A 16,339-nucleotide genomic window follows, 5' to 3' on the forward strand; every position below is an offset into this window, starting at 1 on the left:
AATAATGAAGAAGAGGATCGATGATGCTTAATAATGAAGGAATAATCAGAGAACTCTGCGCCGCCGCGGAAGGCCAAGGAACGGATATCGAGAAGTTTGTCTCCATGTTCTCTGAGGAAGGATACATGTGGGATATGGCATCCGGCATGAAGTTTCGCGGCAAGGCCATTGGTGAGTCTATCGCGGGTATGGTCAGTGCGTTCCCCGATGTCCACCGTGAGATATTCAACATCCATGTCGCGGGAGACGTCGTCGTTGTCGAACTCGCGATTCGGGGAACGCACAAGGGTGATCTGCCTCTTGCTTCAGGGACGCTAGCTCCCACGGGCAAGAAGATAGATGTCCCGTCATGCGATGTTTTCCGCCTCGAGGAAGGGAAGATCGTATCTTTCCATTGATATAACGAGGCTTCCGCAATGCAGCAGCAACTTGGCCTCGTCCCCGGCTGAATGGCCGACACTACGCGATCCGATGTCAGAGCAGTGGAGAGGTCTTTATGAGCATTCAAGAGAATATCCAGATAGTGAAAGACTTTTTTGCAGCAATGGGCGCTGGCGATAGGCACGGTCTGCTGGCGTTGTCTGCCGAAGATATCGAGTGGATCATTCCGGGAGAGGGCTGGCCGCTGGCCGGCACGTACCACGGGCACGCGGGATTGGCAGACGTGCTTCAGAAGGCTTCCGCAGAGATGGAAATTTCATCCCAGGAGCCCCCCGAGTTCGTAGCGCAGGGAGACCGGGTTCTGGTAGTCGGCTTTGCTACGGGTAAAGTCAAAGCCACGAACAGGACGTTTGAGGACCACTGGGACTGTCAGATATTTTGTGTGCGGGCCGGTAACGGCCTGCCGTCAGGCAGGCCGTGCTTTTACCAGGTCGGCCTGATAAATCGATCTCCGTACAGAATCGCAAATTGATTCATCGCGCTTTTCCAGTCATGTGCCGCTGAGCCCCAGTTTGCGGTGATATTGCGTAGCCCAAGCCAGATCAGTTTCGTTGCCGCATCGTCGGTCGGGAAGTGGCCGCGGGTCTTGATGATCTTGCGCAGCTGAGCGTTGATGCTCTCAATGGCGTTAGTCGTGTAGATCACTTTTCGGATCGCCGGCGGGAACACGAAAAATGGAATCACACGATCCCAAGCGCGGCGCCAAGCCGCCACTACCGTCGGATACTGCTTGCCCCATGGCCCGTTTTCAAACGCATCCAGCGCCTGCTCAGCCGCTTCGGCGGTGACTGCCTGATAGATCGGTTTGAGCGCCTTGGCCAGTTCGCGGCGTTTATCCCAGGCTGCGTAATCAAGACTGTTGCGGATCAGATGGACAACGCATGTTTGCAGTGTCGTGTCTGGAAATACGGCGTTGAGCGCTTCTGGCATGCCTTTAAGGCCATCGGTCACAGCAATCAACACGTCTTCGACGCCGCGTGTCTTGAGGTCGTTGAACACCTTCATCCAGAATTTGGCGCCCTCGGTATTTTCTATCCAAATGCCGAGAATATCGCGTGTTCCGTCAGGCAAAACACCTAGGGCCAAGTAGATCGCCTTGTTGCGAACCAGCCCCTCTTCGCGGATTTTGACCCGTAGAGCATCGAAAAAAATCACCGGGTACATCGGCTCCAAAGGCCGCTGTTGCCATGCACCGATCTCTGCCATGACCTCGTCGGTTACCGAGCTGATGAAGTCGGGAGAAACGTCAGTACCGTACTGCTCTGAAAGAAACGCACGGATCTCTCTGACAGTCATTCCACGGGCATACATGGCGATGATCTTGTCATCGAACCCGGTGTAGCGGCGCTCGTGTTTGGGAATCAGGATAGGGGAAAAACTGCCGTCCCGGTCGCGAGGAATATCCAGTCGGAGCGGGCCGTCGCCGGTTAGAACCGTCTTGCCGCTTTTGCCGTTGCGCTGATTGGTTTCATCCTCTGGACGCTGCGCGCCCGGCGGATAGCCCAAGTGATGCCCGAGCTCAGCACTCAGGGCTCGCTCGATCAAAGCCTTCTTGAACGCCGCAGACGCGTCCTCGATGGCTTCAGCGGTCATCGGTCCATCGGTGAATTGCTCGAGCAGCTCTTTCGGGATTTTCGGCAGCTCTCGCAACGCAGGTTTCTTTTTGGTTGGCATACATGCACCTCTTGCTCATGTTATGCCCGAACACAAAATTTCTGACACCCCCGGACCACTTTGTCTTCGCCATCACTGTTCGCAATGGCAAGCTGACGAACATCCGGGAGTACGTCGACACGCAAGCACTAGCGCGGGCCTCAAAGATGGTCGCGAGCTCCAGGCCCTGACTCATCGAGATCGATAACACACGAAACTATTAACAAAGTCAGCGAACAGCTAACGCCCCCGCACTGTCGCTCGATGCGCTGTGTGCCGGCGAAGGGTTGAGCATGGGCATGAGGCAACGCATGCAGGCTCCCGTGAATGGCGAGTCATCAACTCGGTCAGCCACCGATTCCGAGTACCTGATCGATCCCGATTATTTGTGTTCATTACTCATTCCACCCTCCGTAGAATCCCGTCACGGCATCCCCACCCGAGACGGAACCTCTCACCCATGCAAACCCCCTCCATCCAGCGCCCCCTCTGGCAAACCTACCTCCTGTTCCTGGCCCCCATGGTCCTGTCCAACTTCCTGCAGTCCATGTCAGGCACGATCAACAGCATCTACATCGGCCAAATGCTCGGCACTCAAGCCCTGGCGGCGGTGTCCGGGATGTTCCCGATCGTGTTTTTCTTTATCGCGCTGGTCATTGGCCTCGGTGCGGGGGCGGGGGTGTTGATTGGTCAGGCGTGGGGCGCGCGGGAGCCGCAGATGGTCAAGGCGATTGCCGGGACGACGTTGCTGTTGGGGGCGATGATCGGCTTGGTGGCGGCGGTGGTGGGGAGTGTGTTTGCGCGGCCGGCGTTGCAGGGGTTGGGGACGCCGGCGGATGTGCTGGACGATGCGGTGGCGTATGCGCATGTGATGATGTGGACCCTGCCGTCGCTGTTGGTTTATGTGCTGTTTACCCAGTTGTTGCGTGGGGTCAGCGATACGTTGTCGCCACTGGTGGCGCTGGTGGTGTCGACGTGTATCGGGCTGGCGCTGACGCCGGCGTTGATTCGCGGCTGGTTCGGTTTGCCGCAGATGGGCATTCAGAGTGCGGCGTTTGCCGGGTTGGCGGGCAACCTGTCGGCGATGGGTTGGCTGGCTTGGCGGTTGATTCGCAAGGGGCATCCGTTGGCGCCGGATCGGGCGTTTTTTGCGGCGATGCGGCTGGACCTGGGGATCCTCGGCAAAGTGCTGCGCATCGGCCTGCCCACCGGGTTGCAGATGGTCGTGCTGTCGCTGTCGGAGCTGGTGATTCTGGCGCTGGTCAACCAGCACGGTTCCCAGGCGACGGCGGCGTACGGGGCGGTGACGCAGATCGTCAATTACGTGCAGTTCCCGGCGCTGTCGATTGCGATCACGGCGTCGATCCTCGGGGCTCAGGCCATCGGGGCAGGGCGTATCGAGCGGATCGGGCTGATCCTGCGCACCGGGTTGTTGATCAATGTGTGGCTGACCGGTGGCCTGGTGGTGCTGGGTTATTTGCTGTCGCACTGGTTGCTGGGGTTGTTCCTCACCGATCCGTCCACCCAGGCCATGGCCGAACACCTGTTGCACATCATGCTCTGGAGCCTGCTGGTGTTCGGTTTCCAGGCGGTTATCGGCGGCATCATGCGCGCCAGCGGCACGGTGATGGTGCCGGTGGCGATTGCGATCGTGTGTGTGGTCGGGGTGCAGTTGCCGATGGCGTATGTGCTGGATGCGCAGTTCGGATTGCAAGGCGTGTGGATGGCGTTTCCGCTGGCTTACCTGGGGATGCTGATGTTGCAGACGGCGTATTACACCATCGTCTGGCAGCATCAGAAGATCGAGCGGCTGGTGTAGGTGGCTGACACGCTCCACGCCCGGGCGAAGATCCCGGGCATGGAGCTAAAGGGAAACAACCCGCCTGATGTCGATCAATGTCCGCCGACCACCAAATGGCTGAACGGCACCACATACGCCTGCAACGTGACCAGCCCGCCCACCAGTATCGCCAGCACGATGGAGTGGAAAAACACATAACGCAGGATTTCCCCTTCATGCCCATACCAGCGGGTGGCGGTGGAGGCCACCACGATCGACTGGGCGTCGACCATCTTGCCCATGACCCCGCCGGAACTGTTGGCCGCGGCCATCAAGATCGGGCTGATGCCCAGTTGTTCCGAGGTTACTCGTTGCAAGCCGCCGAACAGCACGTTGGACGCCGTGTCCGAGCCGGTCAAGGCGACGCCGAGCCAGCCGAGCAGGGTGCCGAACATCGGGTAGAAGATTCCGGTGGCGGCGAAGGCCAGGCCCATGGTTGCGTCCAGACCGGAATAGCGGGTGATGAAACCGAGGGCGAGCATCGCCGCGATGGTGGTCAGCGAATAGCGCACCACCCACAGCGTTCGCAGGTATTGGCTCACCAGTTGCGGGATGGAATAGCCCATCAGCAGCCCACCGAAGATCGCCGCCAGCAAGATCCCGCTACCCGTGCTGGTGAGCCAGGTGAATTTATAGATAGCTTCCTCAGGTTTCGGTTGCGGCACCACGGGCGGAACTTTTTCGACCTGCAAGTGCAGGGTAGTGAAGGTCAGGGCCGGCGCGAAGATCGGGTTCGCCTCGCTCACTGGCTTACCCTGGGGATCGAGCTTGGCCGAGTGGGTTTGCGGGTCCATGGCTGGACGGATGTCGAACATGTTTTTGAAGCCTTGAGTGCCCCACGCAAAGACGAAAACCGTGAGGATGATCCAGGGCATCCACGCACGCATTACGGTGGGTCGGGCATCGCTGGCAAAGGTTGCACTGGCCGCCGTTTTTTCGTCTGGCGATTCCTCAACTTTTGAGTCGTCGACTCGCCCCGACAAGGCGGCAGAGGTGTGTACGCGGGCGGGTTTCCAGACCTTGAGAAAACCGGTCAGGCAAGCCATGGAAATCAGTGCGGCAATCACGTCCACCAACATCGGCCCATGGTAGTTGGACACGAAGAACTGCGGCACCGCGAAGCTGACTCCGGCCACCAGAATCGCCGGCCAGATTTCCAGCATTTTGCGCCAACCGGCGAAGGCCCAGATCAACCAGAACGGCACGAGCACCGAGAAGAACGGCAACTGCCGGCCGACCATCATCGACAGTTGCATTTCATCCAGCCCGGTGACTTTCGCCAAGGTGATGATGGGTGTGCCCAAGGCACCGAACGCCACCGGCGCGGTGTTGGCGATCAACGCCAGGCCGGACGCGGCCAGGGGCGAGAAGCCCAGGCCGATCAGGATGGCCCCGGTCACCGCCACCGGCGTGCCAAACCCCGCCGCGCCTTCGAAGAACGCGCCGAAGCAAAAGGCGATCAGCAGCAATTGCAGGCGGCGATCGTCGGTAATGCGCGCCAGGGAATCCTGCAGGACTTTGAACGAGCCGTTCTCGGTGGTCAGCCGATGCAGATAGATGATGTTGAGCACGATCCAGCCAATCGGAACCAGACCCGTCGCGGCACCCAGGAGAGCGGCGGAACCGGCCATATTCGCCGGCATACCGAAGGCGAAGATGGCGATCAGCAAGGCCGTGCTCAGCGCCAGCAAGGCTGCGATATGCGCCTTGAGATGGAAAAACGCCAGGGACGTGAGCATCACCACCACCGGTAACGCCGCCATGAGGGTCGAGACCAGCGGGTTACCGAAGGGATCGTAGACTTGCTGCCAGACCATGTTCCACCTCTGCGTCTATTGTTGGCAGTGCAGGCCCCGAAAGGGGGAGGTGAAATTGAGTATAGGTGGCATTGCGCGGCGGGCCGGCCGGCCTGCGTTTGGCGGCATGCGCTCGAATGAACGGCGTCACAGCCCGTTGATGCTAGACAGAGATACGGTGTGAAGCTGTCTCCAGTGTTTTCCACAGTTCCAGCATGGTCGGATTCTGATTGGCTTTCGAACAGTACGAGCGGATTTCCAGCTGAGCGCTCCACTCGTTGCCACCGGCCCGGACGAGTTGCCCGCGTTCCAGTGCTTCCGTCACGGCACTTTCGGGCAACCACGCCACGCCGTAGCCCTCGATTGCCATCCGCATGAGCAGCATCGCCATATCGGCTTCATAGCAACGGGAAAGCACGCAGGGAACAGGGGCGTTCTTGATGACGATATCGGCAACGCGCCCCAAAAAAGTCGTGGTGGTATAGGCCAGGTGCGGGACGGGTTTTCCGGTTTTCCCAGGCAGCCGGTGCAGCGGTTCACCCCGACGATTCGGAGCGCAGAGAGGGATGAACGAGTCGTGCCCCAAGGTCAGGCTGACGAATTTTTCGACATCCAGCAGGATCGGCGCTTGAGGGTGATGGTAGACGATCATCAGATCGCAGTTTCCCTCGGCCAGTGCGATGACCGCGTCATGGATATTGGCCGCCACCACACGTGCATTGAAATGCGCGTTGTGCTGTTGAAAGCGGGTCAGCCATTTGGGCAGGAAGGTCATCGACAGGCTGTGCCCGGCAGTGACCTGAATGGAACGCCCAGGCATGCGTTCCTCTTGCCTGAGCGCTGAACGCAATTCAAGCAATGCAGCCAGGGCTTCGCGTCCTTGTTCGCAAAAGGTTCGGCCTGCCAGCGTCAATTGAATCGGGTAGGTGCCCCGATCGACCAGTTCGACACCCACCCAATCCTCCAATGAGCGAATCCGTCTCGACAACGCTGATTGGGTCACACATCGAATCTCGGCCGCCCGGGAGAAATTCTTGCACTCGGCGATTGCCAATAGATCGTCCAACCACTTGATTTGCATGACGCCGCCTCCAGCTGTGCTGCGCAAAATTCTACGCCCCTGATACCGGGTATTCGCGACATTTCACAAACTATTCCAAAACCGCATCGGGATATGGCGATTACTCATCATCTGCCTATCGCGCTCTTCATAGAATCGATCATGCCGCCCGCAGCAACAGAGCACCCGGGCATTTCGATCCTTTCTCCTGCCAAGCAAAAAACCAATAACACGACTTGAGGAAAACACCGTGAAGAACAACAGACTCCCTCGGCATATCGCCTACGGCATCGCATTGGGCGTGCTCGTTGGCTGGCTTTGCCACCATTTCGCAGCAGACGCCAAGTCTGCGAAAGAAATCGCTACCTACTTCTCGATGGTCACCGACATCTTTCTTCGCATGATCAAAATGATCATCGCGCCACTGGTGTTTGCGACGCTGGTTGGCGGTATCGCCAGCATGGGCAGTTCGAGATCCGTGGGGCGCATCGGCACCAGGGCGATGGCCTGGTTCATCAGCGCGTCGGTGGTTTCACTGTTCATTGGCATGCTACTGGTGAACGTGTTCCAGCCGGGTGCCGGGCTCGATCTGCACGTCAGTCAGGCGGGCGCCACGCCGTTGGCGGTGAACACCGGTGATTTCAGTCTCAAGGTGTTTATCAGTCATGTTTTCCCGCGCAGCATTGCCGAGGCGATGGCCAACAACGAGATCTTGCAGATTGTCGTGTTCTCGCTGTTTTTCGGTTTTGCCCTGGCCGCCGTGAAAAAAGCGGGTTTCACCCAGATCACCAAGGGTGTGGATGAGCTGGCCAAGGTGATGTTCAAGATCACCGACTATGTCATGGCCTTTGCGCCCATCGGCGTGTTCGCCGCTATTGCGTCCGCGATCACCACCGAAGGGCTTGGCTTGTTGCTGGACTACAGCAAGCTGATCGCCGAGTTCTACCTGGGTATCGCTATCCTCTGGGCGGTGCTGTTCGGCGCAGGTTATCTGTTTCTCGGTCGTTCGGTTTTTACCTTGGGGAAGCTGATCAAGGAGCCGATCCTGTTGGCGTTTTCCACGGCGAGTAGCGAATCTGCCTACCCGAAAACCATGGAGGCTCTGGAGAAGTTCGGCGCTCCGAAACGGGTGTCCAGCTTTGTGCTGCCGTTGGGGTATTCGTTCAACCTCGACGGTTCGATGATGTACCAGGCGTTTGCAATCATGTTCATCGCCCAGGCCTATAACGTTGAACTGAGCTTTACCCAGCAACTGCTGATATTGCTGACCTTGATGGTGACGAGCAAAGGCATGGCCGGTGTCGCAAGAGCTTCGGTTGTGGTGGTGGCAGCAACGTTGCCGATGTTCAACCTTCCTGAAGCGGGCATTTTGTTGATTCTCGGTATCGACCAATTCCTTGATATGGCCAGGACCGCGACCAATGTCGTCGGTAACAGCATCGCCACGGCTGTCGTCGCGAAATCGGAACCCGCCGAAGAGGCTGATGAAGCAGCGCCGGTTGTCCAGGCGTCAACAGCCCCCAGCGCTTCCTCGGTAGCAGTGTGAACATCATGATGAAAGCCCAATCCCAACGAACAAACACGCCAGCCCTGACCCGAAAGCTGGGTATCGTCGGCGGCCTTGGCTCCCTGGCGGGAGGCGACCTTTTCTTCAAACTGGTCAAGTCCAGAGCCGTGCTGGCTGATCAAGGTCGATACCACTTCCTCTTCGAGCAACATCCCTTCAAGGACATTCTGTTGCCACTGGACAGGGTCGCGAGCATGACCTCCAGAAAGTTCTATGTCTTTCAAGTCTGCCAATCGTTTGAGGCGAGCGGGGTGGACGCGATCATGTTGCCTTGTTTCGCGAGCCACACCTTCCGGGAGGAGATCCAGGAGGAGTTGGGCATTCCCATCCTGGACATGATGGCGGCCCTGAGCGAGAACATCCGTCATGTTGCAGACCCGGGCAGCACGCTGGGGGTTCTGGCCTCGGACTACGTTCGTCACTCAGGGTTATTTGAGCGCTACCTTGGGGCTGACTTCCAATTGGTCTATCCGACTGAGCAGGATCAATCGGCGATGATGGAGGCGATGTACGGTGTCGACGGTATCAAGGACGGACAGCTTGAGGGTGTCCCGTTGGAGCGTGTGCATCAGGCCTGCCTGTCGCTGCAATACCAGGGGGCGAGCCTGATCGTCCCAGGGATGACAGAGCTCTCGCTGGTGTGTGCCGACCTGCAACGTCGCGGGGTGAAGCTGCTCGATGTGAATGAAATATACGCTGCGGCGGCGACCCTTCCAGAGAACCAAACGGCTCGTCCACCGTTCAAGCTTGGCATCGTGGGCGGCGTAGGCCCTGCGGCGACGGTGGACTTCATGGCCAAGGTGGTCAGGCATACGCCGGCTGGCCGGGATCAGGAACACATCAAGATGGTCGTCGAACAGAATCCGCAGATTCCGGACCGAACCGCGAACCTGTTGTTCAATCAAGCCGATCCAACCATGGCCATGTATGCCGCCTGCAAACGGCTTGAGAGTTATGGTGCAAATGCCATAGCGATCCCGTGCAATACAGCGCACGCGTTCGTCGAGCGTATCCAGGCTTACCTTCGGGTTCCCATTATCAATATGCTCAACGAAACCATAGGCGCTATCGCCGAGCGATACGGTTCAGGCAAGACAATTGGACTGCTGGCCACCTCCGGCACGATCCAGAGCCGGGTCTATCATGACGCTGCACGGCTCGCCGGTTTGCAACTGATCACTCCAGGCTTCGATTATCAGGGGCTGGTGATGGATGCGATTTATGGTGAGCGTGGGATCAAGGCAGGTTTTGTCGACGGGCATTGCAAGGATCAGCTACTGCTTGCCGCAGAGCATCTGTGCGAATTGGGGGCGGATGTGCTGATTCTGGGATGCACGGAACTGCCGCTGGTCTTGAGCCATTGCGACGATTTCAAAATACGCGAACACACTGTCGCGTTGGTGGATCCGACCACTATTCTGGCGATCAAATGTGTTCAATGGGCTTCGCAGTGATGATGTTGGACTGTTTGCGAGTGCAACGACGGTGCCGACTCACGGTCGTGCCGTCGAACCCTTGCAGGAGGGATCGACTCGAGCGTCCACCGTTGCCAGGTACACGCAACGTTCGTTGCACCCAACGGGGCCTGTCACTGACCTGCGTCGTCCATCTCTAGTGATCCGCAGGTACCCCGGATTGAACGAGCAGCGCCTGGGCCAACTCTTCGTCACTGGCCTGGAGGCCAGGATGATCGTGTCGAGCCTGCATCAACATCGACTCCAGATTGGCGTCGCGAATGGCGCCGCCGCTCGCGACGAAGCTGGAGAGGTCTTCGCGGGCTGGCGTGACGATTTTGTCGTCTCTGAATGTCGAGTACAGCGACACGGAGAGCCCTGCCGACGTTGCAACTTCGCGCGCATCAATATCGGGCATATGGCGCCTGTGGGCCATGGCCGAACCGAAGGGCAAGCAAAGCACCAGCAATGGAATGAGGAATATACGTCGCATGGCGAGTCCTCCGAAAACATGAGACCTGAATGACTGGTCTTATGTTTTTTGATCCGCGCTGTCGGACAGGAGTTCCTGGTCGGTGGTGCATGTCAGCACAGAGGCCGAGGACCGGGACGTTAGGCCAACGTCATCATCCCGGTGAACCTCGAAGTTTGTCACTGACGTGCGTATGCCTCTAGTGATCGGCAGGTGCCTCGGCTTGAATGAGGATTGCTTGGGCCAGATCTTCGTCGCTGGCCTTGAGGCCTGGGTGTTCAAGTCGAATCCGTTTCAACTCCGACTCCAGATAGGCACCGCGAATGGCACCTCCACTCGCCACGAAGCTGGAAGCGTCATCGCGGGCGGAAACGACCAGTTTGTGGTCCTTGAACGTTGAGTAAAGGGATGCGGAAACACCTGCCGAGGTGGCGACATCGCGTGCATCTACACGGGCAAAGGCCGAACCAAAGGGCAGACAAAGGATTAGCGAAGAGATGACAAGTGTGCGACGCATGACGGCGTCCTCCGAATGGATGAAGCAACGGATGTGCTACTTAAATTTGGAGGTGTGGCGGCAGTCAGGAGTTCCCCTGCGTCGGCATATCTACACGCAAAGCAGAAGGGGGAGCGGCCGGTCGGGTGATACGCAGCGGCAATAGTTGCCAGCTGTCAGTCTGTTGGAATGATTGGGCCGCTACGGTGTCGACCGCAATAAGCGGAGTCGCCAACATGACTTGGTCAGCAGGTTCGTCATGCGTCTGATCTGGATTGCTACTTGTCTCTCAATAACCCTTCTCGGGGGGCAGGTGAGCGCGGCTGACCAAGCGCAAAACAAGGAGGTGGCGGTGGACAAGGCGCAAGTCCTGGAACAGAAGACTGCAGAGAAGGGCAGTTTGGCACCGGTGCCCAAAGCCGAGGCGATTACCCCCTCTGAAGCGCAGGCGGTCGATCCGGCAGGCAAAGCACCCTTGAAGGATGCAATAACTTGCCTTTCACGCACTATTTTCTGGGAGGCCAAAGGTGGGGAATTGGCCGACATGGAAGCGGTTGCCAATGTGGTGTTGAACCGGCTAGGCCATGAAGGTTTTCCAGGTACGGTGTGCGAGGTGGTCAAGCAAGGTTCGCAAAAGCATGCTTGCCAGTTTTCGTGGTGGTGTGATCGACGATCGGATCATACCGACGAAGACGCTCCCTATGCGGCTGCTACGGAAATAGCGCGAAAAGCGCTCAATCACCAACTCACTGATCGAACCCATGGCGCCATGTATTTCCATAGTAAACACGTGAAACCCGAATGGGCCAGGGAATACATCAAGACCGCCGAGACCCGAAAATTTGTCTTCTATAAGCCTCACGACGGTACCGCACGATAGACGCGTTTGCTCAGACTCCGTCAGGATGCAAACGTGGCGAAGCCCCCCGCGCAGTGCCAGTATGAATAGGAGTTATCGGCATTTCTCCGGGTGCGCAACATGGACACCACCGAGCGCTTGTCATCACTGACTGCCAGCCGCCTTCAAGCCTTGCACCGGGACGGTTTTGTGGTGCTGCCCGGCGTGCTGGATAGCGCCCAAATCAGTGCGCTGCGCCATGCAATAGATGGCCTGAAACCTCAGCACTGGGACTACAGTGGCTCGCTTGACCATTACAAGTGCGTGTTCAACCGTGACCCGTTTTGGCTGCCGTTTCTCGATCTGGACGGGGTCATCGAACTGGCCGAAGCAGCCTTGGGAGACGATTGTCACATCATTGGCCAGACCGCCTGGCGCTGCCATCCCGGCTTCATCGGTGCTCCATTGCACCTGGATTACCTGGTGATGGAACTGCCGCGAAGCTTGCTGGCCGACCCAGCCTTTGAATTGCCGATGCAGATCTGTACCGCGCAATTCTACCTCGACGATATCGATGCCGACCTCAGTCCCACTCGGGTGATCCCCGGTAGCCACCGAGCAGGGCGGCCGCCAGCTCGTGGTGAAAACCAGTGGCACGGCAGTATGGCGAAACCAGTGCTGTGTCAGGCCGGGGACGCTCTGATGTTTCGCAGTGAGCTGTGGCACGCCGGTAGCGACAACCGAACCACCGACCGCGTGCGCTACCTGTTGCAGGTACACTACGGCCGGCGAATGGTGGCGCAGAAGTTCTCGCCTTACCTGCACTGGCGCTTCAACCCCGACGTGCTGGCCGCCGCGACACCGCGTCAACGGCGCCTGCTGGGGGAGCATCGGGAAGCGGAATATGACTGACATTTCAAGGAAGAACAGACTGATGCCTAAAGCGGTTTTCGTCAGCAGAACCATTCTATTTGGAGATTGCGACCCGGCAGGTGTGGTTTACACCCCGCGATTTTCATATTTTGCAGTGGAAGCCATTTATACGGCGCTTGATAGATGGCTGGGAGCGCCCGGACTCAGAACGCTGATTTGCAGTCAACGGGGCAGGGGGGGGCGGGGAGATTTCTGTCTGGAACCTGGCCGATCTCAAGCTCTGAGCACCCCTGGCAGGCCATTCGTGCCGCCTACTGCCGGGCATCGTGTTGTCATGCTTTTGCCAAGCATGACATGATGCCCGGCCAGACAAGCAATGGCACCCGCGAATGGCTTCAGTTAAAGATGTCGCACGGCTGGCGGGGGTTTCCCTCATGACCGTATCCAGGGCGCTCAACACCCCGGAAAAGCTCAACCAGGAAACGCTGGCGAAAGTTCGTCAAGCGGTCGAGGCCCTGGGATACGTCCCCAGTCTTTCTGCGCGCAAGATCCGTGGCGGTCACTCCAGTGGCAAGACTATTGGCGTCTTCGCGCTGGATACCGCGACAACCCCCTTCGCTGTAGAAATGCTGCTTTCAATGGAGCGCACGGCACGAGAAAACGGCTGGAACGTCTTTATTCTCAACGTGTTCGAGGCTCCGCCGAGTCAGCAAACCATCGACCTGATGCTGTCGCATCAGCCCGACGGGATCATCTTCAGCGCCATGCAGCTTCGTACCGTCGAGATTCCCCAGGTGCTCCGCAGCCTGCCGCTGGTACTCAGCAACTGCATGAGTTCAGAGCCAGGCGTGGCCTGTTACGTCCCCGATGACGAAGACGGTCAGTACCAGGCCGTGCGGCAAGCATTGAAGCGTGGCTACCGGCATCCGTTGTGCATCAACCTGCCGCAAAGCAGCCTCGCTTGGGAGTTGCGCCAGCAGGGATTGGTTCGCGCCCTGGCAGAAGGCGGTGTGTCCCTGGACAGTGTTCCCCAATACAACCTGTCGACCGATGACGCCTATGAGGAAACGGTTGTAGCGCTGGAGCAGCAATTGCGTGAGTCGGATGGAAAGCCGACCTTCGATCTGCTTATTTGTGGCAACGACCGCATTGCGTTGGTCGCTTATCAATACCTGCTCAGTCGTGGCCTGCGTATTCCCGCCGAGGTGGCCGTACTTGGCTACGACAATATGATCGGCGTTGCCGAGTTGTTCTATCCACCGCTGAGCACCGTGCAACTCCCGTATTACGAAATGGGCCGGCGTGCCGCTCAGCACTTGATTGAAAGCAGGAATGAGCCTTCTATTCATAGGGTTTCATGTCCCCTCGTGGAGCGTAAATCCTGGTGATCGCTGTCACAGAGCACGCTGTAGATCTTCAAAGCGGTAAGTAACACCTGATGAGGAGCAGAACTTGAAGAAAGCCGCAGTACTAACCGTCGCCTTGATGCTCAATGCAGGCGTATTCAGCACACCAGCAGACGCGGCCGGCGATGCTGAAGCGGGAGGGAAGCTCTTTAACCGAATATGCGGCGGTTGCCATCAAGTGGGTGATTCAGCCCGAGGTTCTTTTGGTCCGCAACTCAATGGCATTTTTGGGCGCCATGCCGGCAGCACGACGGACTACCAGTACTCTACCGCGATGAAATCGTCAGACGTGGTCTGGACCCGCGAAACGCTGGCCGCCTACATCGAAGCGCCAAAAAAAGTAGTCCCCGGGACGCGCATGATTTTCTGGGGTATCAGCGATCCGGAAAAGATCGAAAACCTGTTGGCCTACCTTCAGACATTTCAGCCGCAATAAACCGAAGCTCGGCAAACGTCATCCTCGTAAAGCCGGACAGAAGGCATTTTGCTGGCCCCGAAGCCTCAAAATTACCGCCAAAATCGCTTCATTTTCAGGTGGTTAGGCGGAATGCAAATGCGCAATGTGTTGATCGTGCCGATCTCGCTGGTACTGGCGAGCATTGCGGTCTCTGTCCAGGCAAGAGAGTTGATGCCCAATGATCGGTTTATGTGCAGCTGGGGCGCGGGTACAGCGGCAAGGGCCCAGGAGCTCAAGCTGTCCGGGGTCTCGCTGTATGCCGCTCGCCAGAAGATCCAGGCATACAAGTTCAGTAAGGGCTGGATGCGGATGATGGCCATGGGCATTACCGAGCAAACCTACGACAGTCAATCGAAGTTCAAGCCCGAGGCTGTCCGGCAGAGTTTCTATAATGAGTGCGTCAAGTATAAGTTGGCGCGTAAATGACCTTCGCCCTGTAGTTACAACCCGGTATCAGGCGGCGTTATCCGTGCCAGCATCACCGTATATTCTTCGGCCGCAATTTGCCGGAATTTCATTCGGGTGATGGCCTGGCGTTGCAGGTCATTGTCATCGGGGAAAAGGCGGACGGCCGCGTTCTGGACGACCGCATCGGGTGTCTCGATACGCGGAAACGGTCCGTCGTACTTGTTGGGGGAATCCCCAGTGGGCACCGGCGGGGTATCGAGTGCCCGCACCAGCAGGAAAACCGGGACGACATCAGCCAGCCCCACCGGAAGTAGCCTGGCCGCGTTTTCCCCCAGATGGCGCCGCACGATAGCCTGGGAACCCAGGCGCAAGGTGAACCGGAAGGGGAATCCGGTGCGGATTGAAAGCAATACCGGGTCCGCCGCAGCGACCTGCTCGATCGAGTTGATGCCCTCCGATTCCAGCGTCGCAACCACGGGCAGGGTCACGCCTTCCAGGACCAGCAACTTGTCTGAGCTGCCGTCCCTCTTGTCCTGATCGGTGAGTTGGGGAAAGCCCAGTCTTCGCACGATCTTCATCAGCGGATCGATCGGCAAGGTACCCAAGGCAAAGGCTGTGACGATATGCGGGCCATCTCCAGCGCCGGCATTCATGATCACCATTGCCAGCGGAATGGCCAGAAACAGGCGCAGGGAGTACCAATACACATCGGAAATGTTCAGTGACTTGCGGCGGATACTGAGGACGGAGTCGCTCACGATAAACATGAAAGCCCCCGCCAGCGAGCTGACCAGCAGTGGAATCCCGAGCTTGTACACGCACGCCACTTTAAGCGTGTTGTCGCAGTTGGGGATGACATAGTTGGAGGCGACCAAGGCTGCCGCGGCATAAGCCACCAACAAGAGAATGATGAAAGGCACAATGAACGGCACCAATCCATATTGCTCATGGTAGATACGTGCAAACAAACGCTCGCACAGTTCCGGGTTCTTGTCGGAGCAGGTTCGCCAATCATCGACGGAACCGGTCTGACCCAGCTTTCCTTCGTCCTGGAGTGAATGGATGAGGCTGGTCGACCAGAAGCGTTGCAGATAGGCCGCTAGGGCGCCGCCTTTCAAACTGTTCTGGAATTCGCTGTAGCGGGTAAACCAGCCCATGCTCAGGAACATGATGAGTGGGGCACCACAGATCACCGTGGCGAAGGCAGTGAGGATCACCACCAACTGGAGGATTGCGCCATCCAGTCCGACCACGTCCACCATGAACAATCGACCGACACCGTTGATGAGCAACAGAATCAGTGCAAGGAGCAGGGCCCGTTGCCGTGGTCTCAGGTGCGATTCCTTGAACAGATAGGTCCTGCGCCTACCGCCATAAGGCTCTTCCATGGGCTTGTTCACCGGACTGCTCCTGACGACCTGAGGTGTTTCTACGGATAACGCTAGCAATGGAAACGGGTTCGTCCAGAATGTCATCACCGCGTGTTAGGTTGTTTTTGAATAACGCCACTCTCGGACTGGAAACAGCGGCTCAAATCATCGAGGGTATGCGCTGGATTTGCGACAGGCCCGGACAGTG

16 protein-coding genes and 1 pseudogene are annotated in these 16,339 nt (G+C 58.0%); 11 read left to right on the top strand and 6 right to left on the bottom strand.

Annotated features, from left to right (window positions below; genetic code table 11):
• The first annotated feature begins 20 nt into the window (after nt 1-20).
• Both AABM55_RS13740 and AABM55_RS13745 read left to right on the top strand, forming a co-directional pair.
• Entirely contained in the window at nt 21-398 is a 378-nt protein-coding gene (locus tag AABM55_RS13740; RefSeq protein WP_347929878.1) for an ester cyclase, read from the top strand.
• A 98-nt stretch (nt 399-496) separates the two neighbouring features.
• The gene (locus tag AABM55_RS13745) at nt 497-913 is read left to right on the top strand and encodes a nuclear transport factor 2 family protein (RefSeq protein WP_347929879.1); all 417 of its coding nucleotides are present in this window, start codon (nt 497-499) and stop codon (nt 911-913) included.
• Here AABM55_RS13745 and AABM55_RS13750 read toward each other — a convergent pair.
• Nucleotides 865-2,115 carry an IS256 family transposase gene (locus tag AABM55_RS13750; RefSeq protein WP_347927428.1) on the bottom strand — a complete coding sequence of 417 codons (1,251 nt, stop codon included), beginning with the start codon at nt 2,113-2,115 and terminating at the stop codon, nt 865-867. The two genes, AABM55_RS13745 and AABM55_RS13750, sit on opposite strands and share 49 nt — an antisense overlap.
• 439 nt (nt 2,116-2,554) lie before the next feature.
• On the opposite strand from AABM55_RS13750, the gene AABM55_RS13755 reads away from it, so the two are divergent.
• On the top strand, nt 2,555-3,913 hold the full coding sequence (locus tag AABM55_RS13755; protein ID WP_347929880.1) for an MATE family efflux transporter: 1,359 nt from the start codon (nt 2,555-2,557) through the stop codon (nt 3,911-3,913).
• A 74-nt stretch (nt 3,914-3,987) separates the two neighbouring features.
• Here the strand turns inward: AABM55_RS13755 and AABM55_RS13760 are convergent, their stop codons facing one another.
• A complete protein-coding gene (locus AABM55_RS13760) occupies nt 3,988-5,751 on the bottom strand; it encodes an L-lactate permease (RefSeq protein WP_054597098.1) in 1,764 nt (587 codons plus the stop codon).
• Nucleotides 5,752-5,893: 142 nt separating this feature from the next.
• On the bottom strand, nt 5,894-6,811 hold the full coding sequence (locus AABM55_RS13765) for a LysR substrate-binding domain-containing protein (RefSeq protein ID WP_347930027.1): 918 nt from the start codon (nt 6,809-6,811) through the stop codon (nt 5,894-5,896).
• Between the two features lie 229 nt (nt 6,812-7,040).
• Here AABM55_RS13765 and AABM55_RS13770 point away from each other — a divergent pair, with 229 nt between their 5' ends.
• Complete coding sequence (locus AABM55_RS13770) at nt 7,041-8,336, top strand: dicarboxylate/amino acid:cation symporter (protein WP_347929881.1); 1,296 nt, start codon at nt 7,041-7,043, stop codon at nt 8,334-8,336.
• 8 nt (nt 8,337-8,344) lie between these two features.
• Entirely contained in the window at nt 8,345-9,811 is a 1,467-nt protein-coding gene (locus AABM55_RS13775) for an amino acid racemase (protein WP_347930028.1), read from the top strand.
• A 157-nt stretch (nt 9,812-9,968) separates the two neighbouring features.
• On the opposite strand, the gene AABM55_RS13780 is transcribed toward AABM55_RS13775, so the two are convergent.
• On the bottom strand, nt 9,969-10,304 hold the full coding sequence (locus AABM55_RS13780) for a DUF2388 domain-containing protein (protein ID WP_347929882.1): 336 nt from the start codon (nt 10,302-10,304) through the stop codon (nt 9,969-9,971).
• A gap of 178 nt (nt 10,305-10,482) precedes the next feature.
• Nucleotides 10,483-10,800: a DUF2388 domain-containing protein gene (locus tag AABM55_RS13785; RefSeq protein ID WP_054597100.1), complete on the bottom strand. Its 318-nt coding sequence runs from the start codon at nt 10,798-10,800 to the stop codon at nt 10,483-10,485.
• A gap of 238 nt (nt 10,801-11,038) precedes the next feature.
• Between AABM55_RS13785 and AABM55_RS13790 the strand changes: the two genes are divergently transcribed.
• From AABM55_RS13790 to AABM55_RS13815, 6 genes and pseudogenes are all read left to right on the top strand, one after another.
• Nucleotides 11,039-11,659: a cell wall hydrolase gene (locus AABM55_RS13790; RefSeq protein WP_347929883.1), complete on the top strand. Its 621-nt coding sequence runs from the start codon at nt 11,039-11,041 to the stop codon at nt 11,657-11,659.
• Nucleotides 11,660-11,758: 99 nt separating this feature from the next.
• The gene (locus AABM55_RS13795; RefSeq protein WP_347929884.1) at nt 11,759-12,529 is read left to right on the top strand and encodes a phytanoyl-CoA dioxygenase family protein; all 771 of its coding nucleotides are present in this window, start codon (nt 11,759-11,761) and stop codon (nt 12,527-12,529) included.
• 22 nt (nt 12,530-12,551) lie between these two features.
• Nucleotides 12,552-12,707: pseudogene (locus AABM55_RS13800) on the top strand (acyl-CoA thioesterase); the annotation flags it as partial.
• 172 nt (nt 12,708-12,879) lie between these two features.
• Entirely contained in the window at nt 12,880-13,878 is a 999-nt protein-coding gene (locus AABM55_RS13805) for a LacI family DNA-binding transcriptional regulator (RefSeq protein WP_054597103.1), read from the top strand.
• Between the two features lie 64 nt (nt 13,879-13,942).
• On the top strand, nt 13,943-14,332 hold the full coding sequence (locus tag AABM55_RS13810; RefSeq protein ID WP_347929885.1) for a cytochrome c family protein: 390 nt from the start codon (nt 13,943-13,945) through the stop codon (nt 14,330-14,332).
• Nucleotides 14,333-14,443: 111 nt separating this feature from the next.
• Nucleotides 14,444-14,779 carry a hypothetical protein gene (locus AABM55_RS13815; RefSeq protein ID WP_102667264.1) on the top strand — a complete coding sequence of 112 codons (336 nt, stop codon included), beginning with the start codon at nt 14,444-14,446 and terminating at the stop codon, nt 14,777-14,779.
• 14 nt (nt 14,780-14,793) lie between these two features.
• Here the strand turns inward: AABM55_RS13815 and AABM55_RS13820 are convergent, their stop codons facing one another.
• Nucleotides 14,794-16,161, bottom strand: a complete 1,368-nt coding sequence (locus AABM55_RS13820) for a hypothetical protein (RefSeq protein ID WP_347929886.1) — start codon at nt 16,159-16,161, stop codon at nt 14,794-14,796.
• Nucleotides 16,162-16,339: the final 178 nt, after the last annotated feature.

The organism is Pseudomonas helvetica (assembly GCF_039908645.1).
GTDB classification, from domain to species: domain Bacteria; phylum Pseudomonadota; class Gammaproteobacteria; order Pseudomonadales; family Pseudomonadaceae; genus Aquipseudomonas; species Aquipseudomonas helvetica.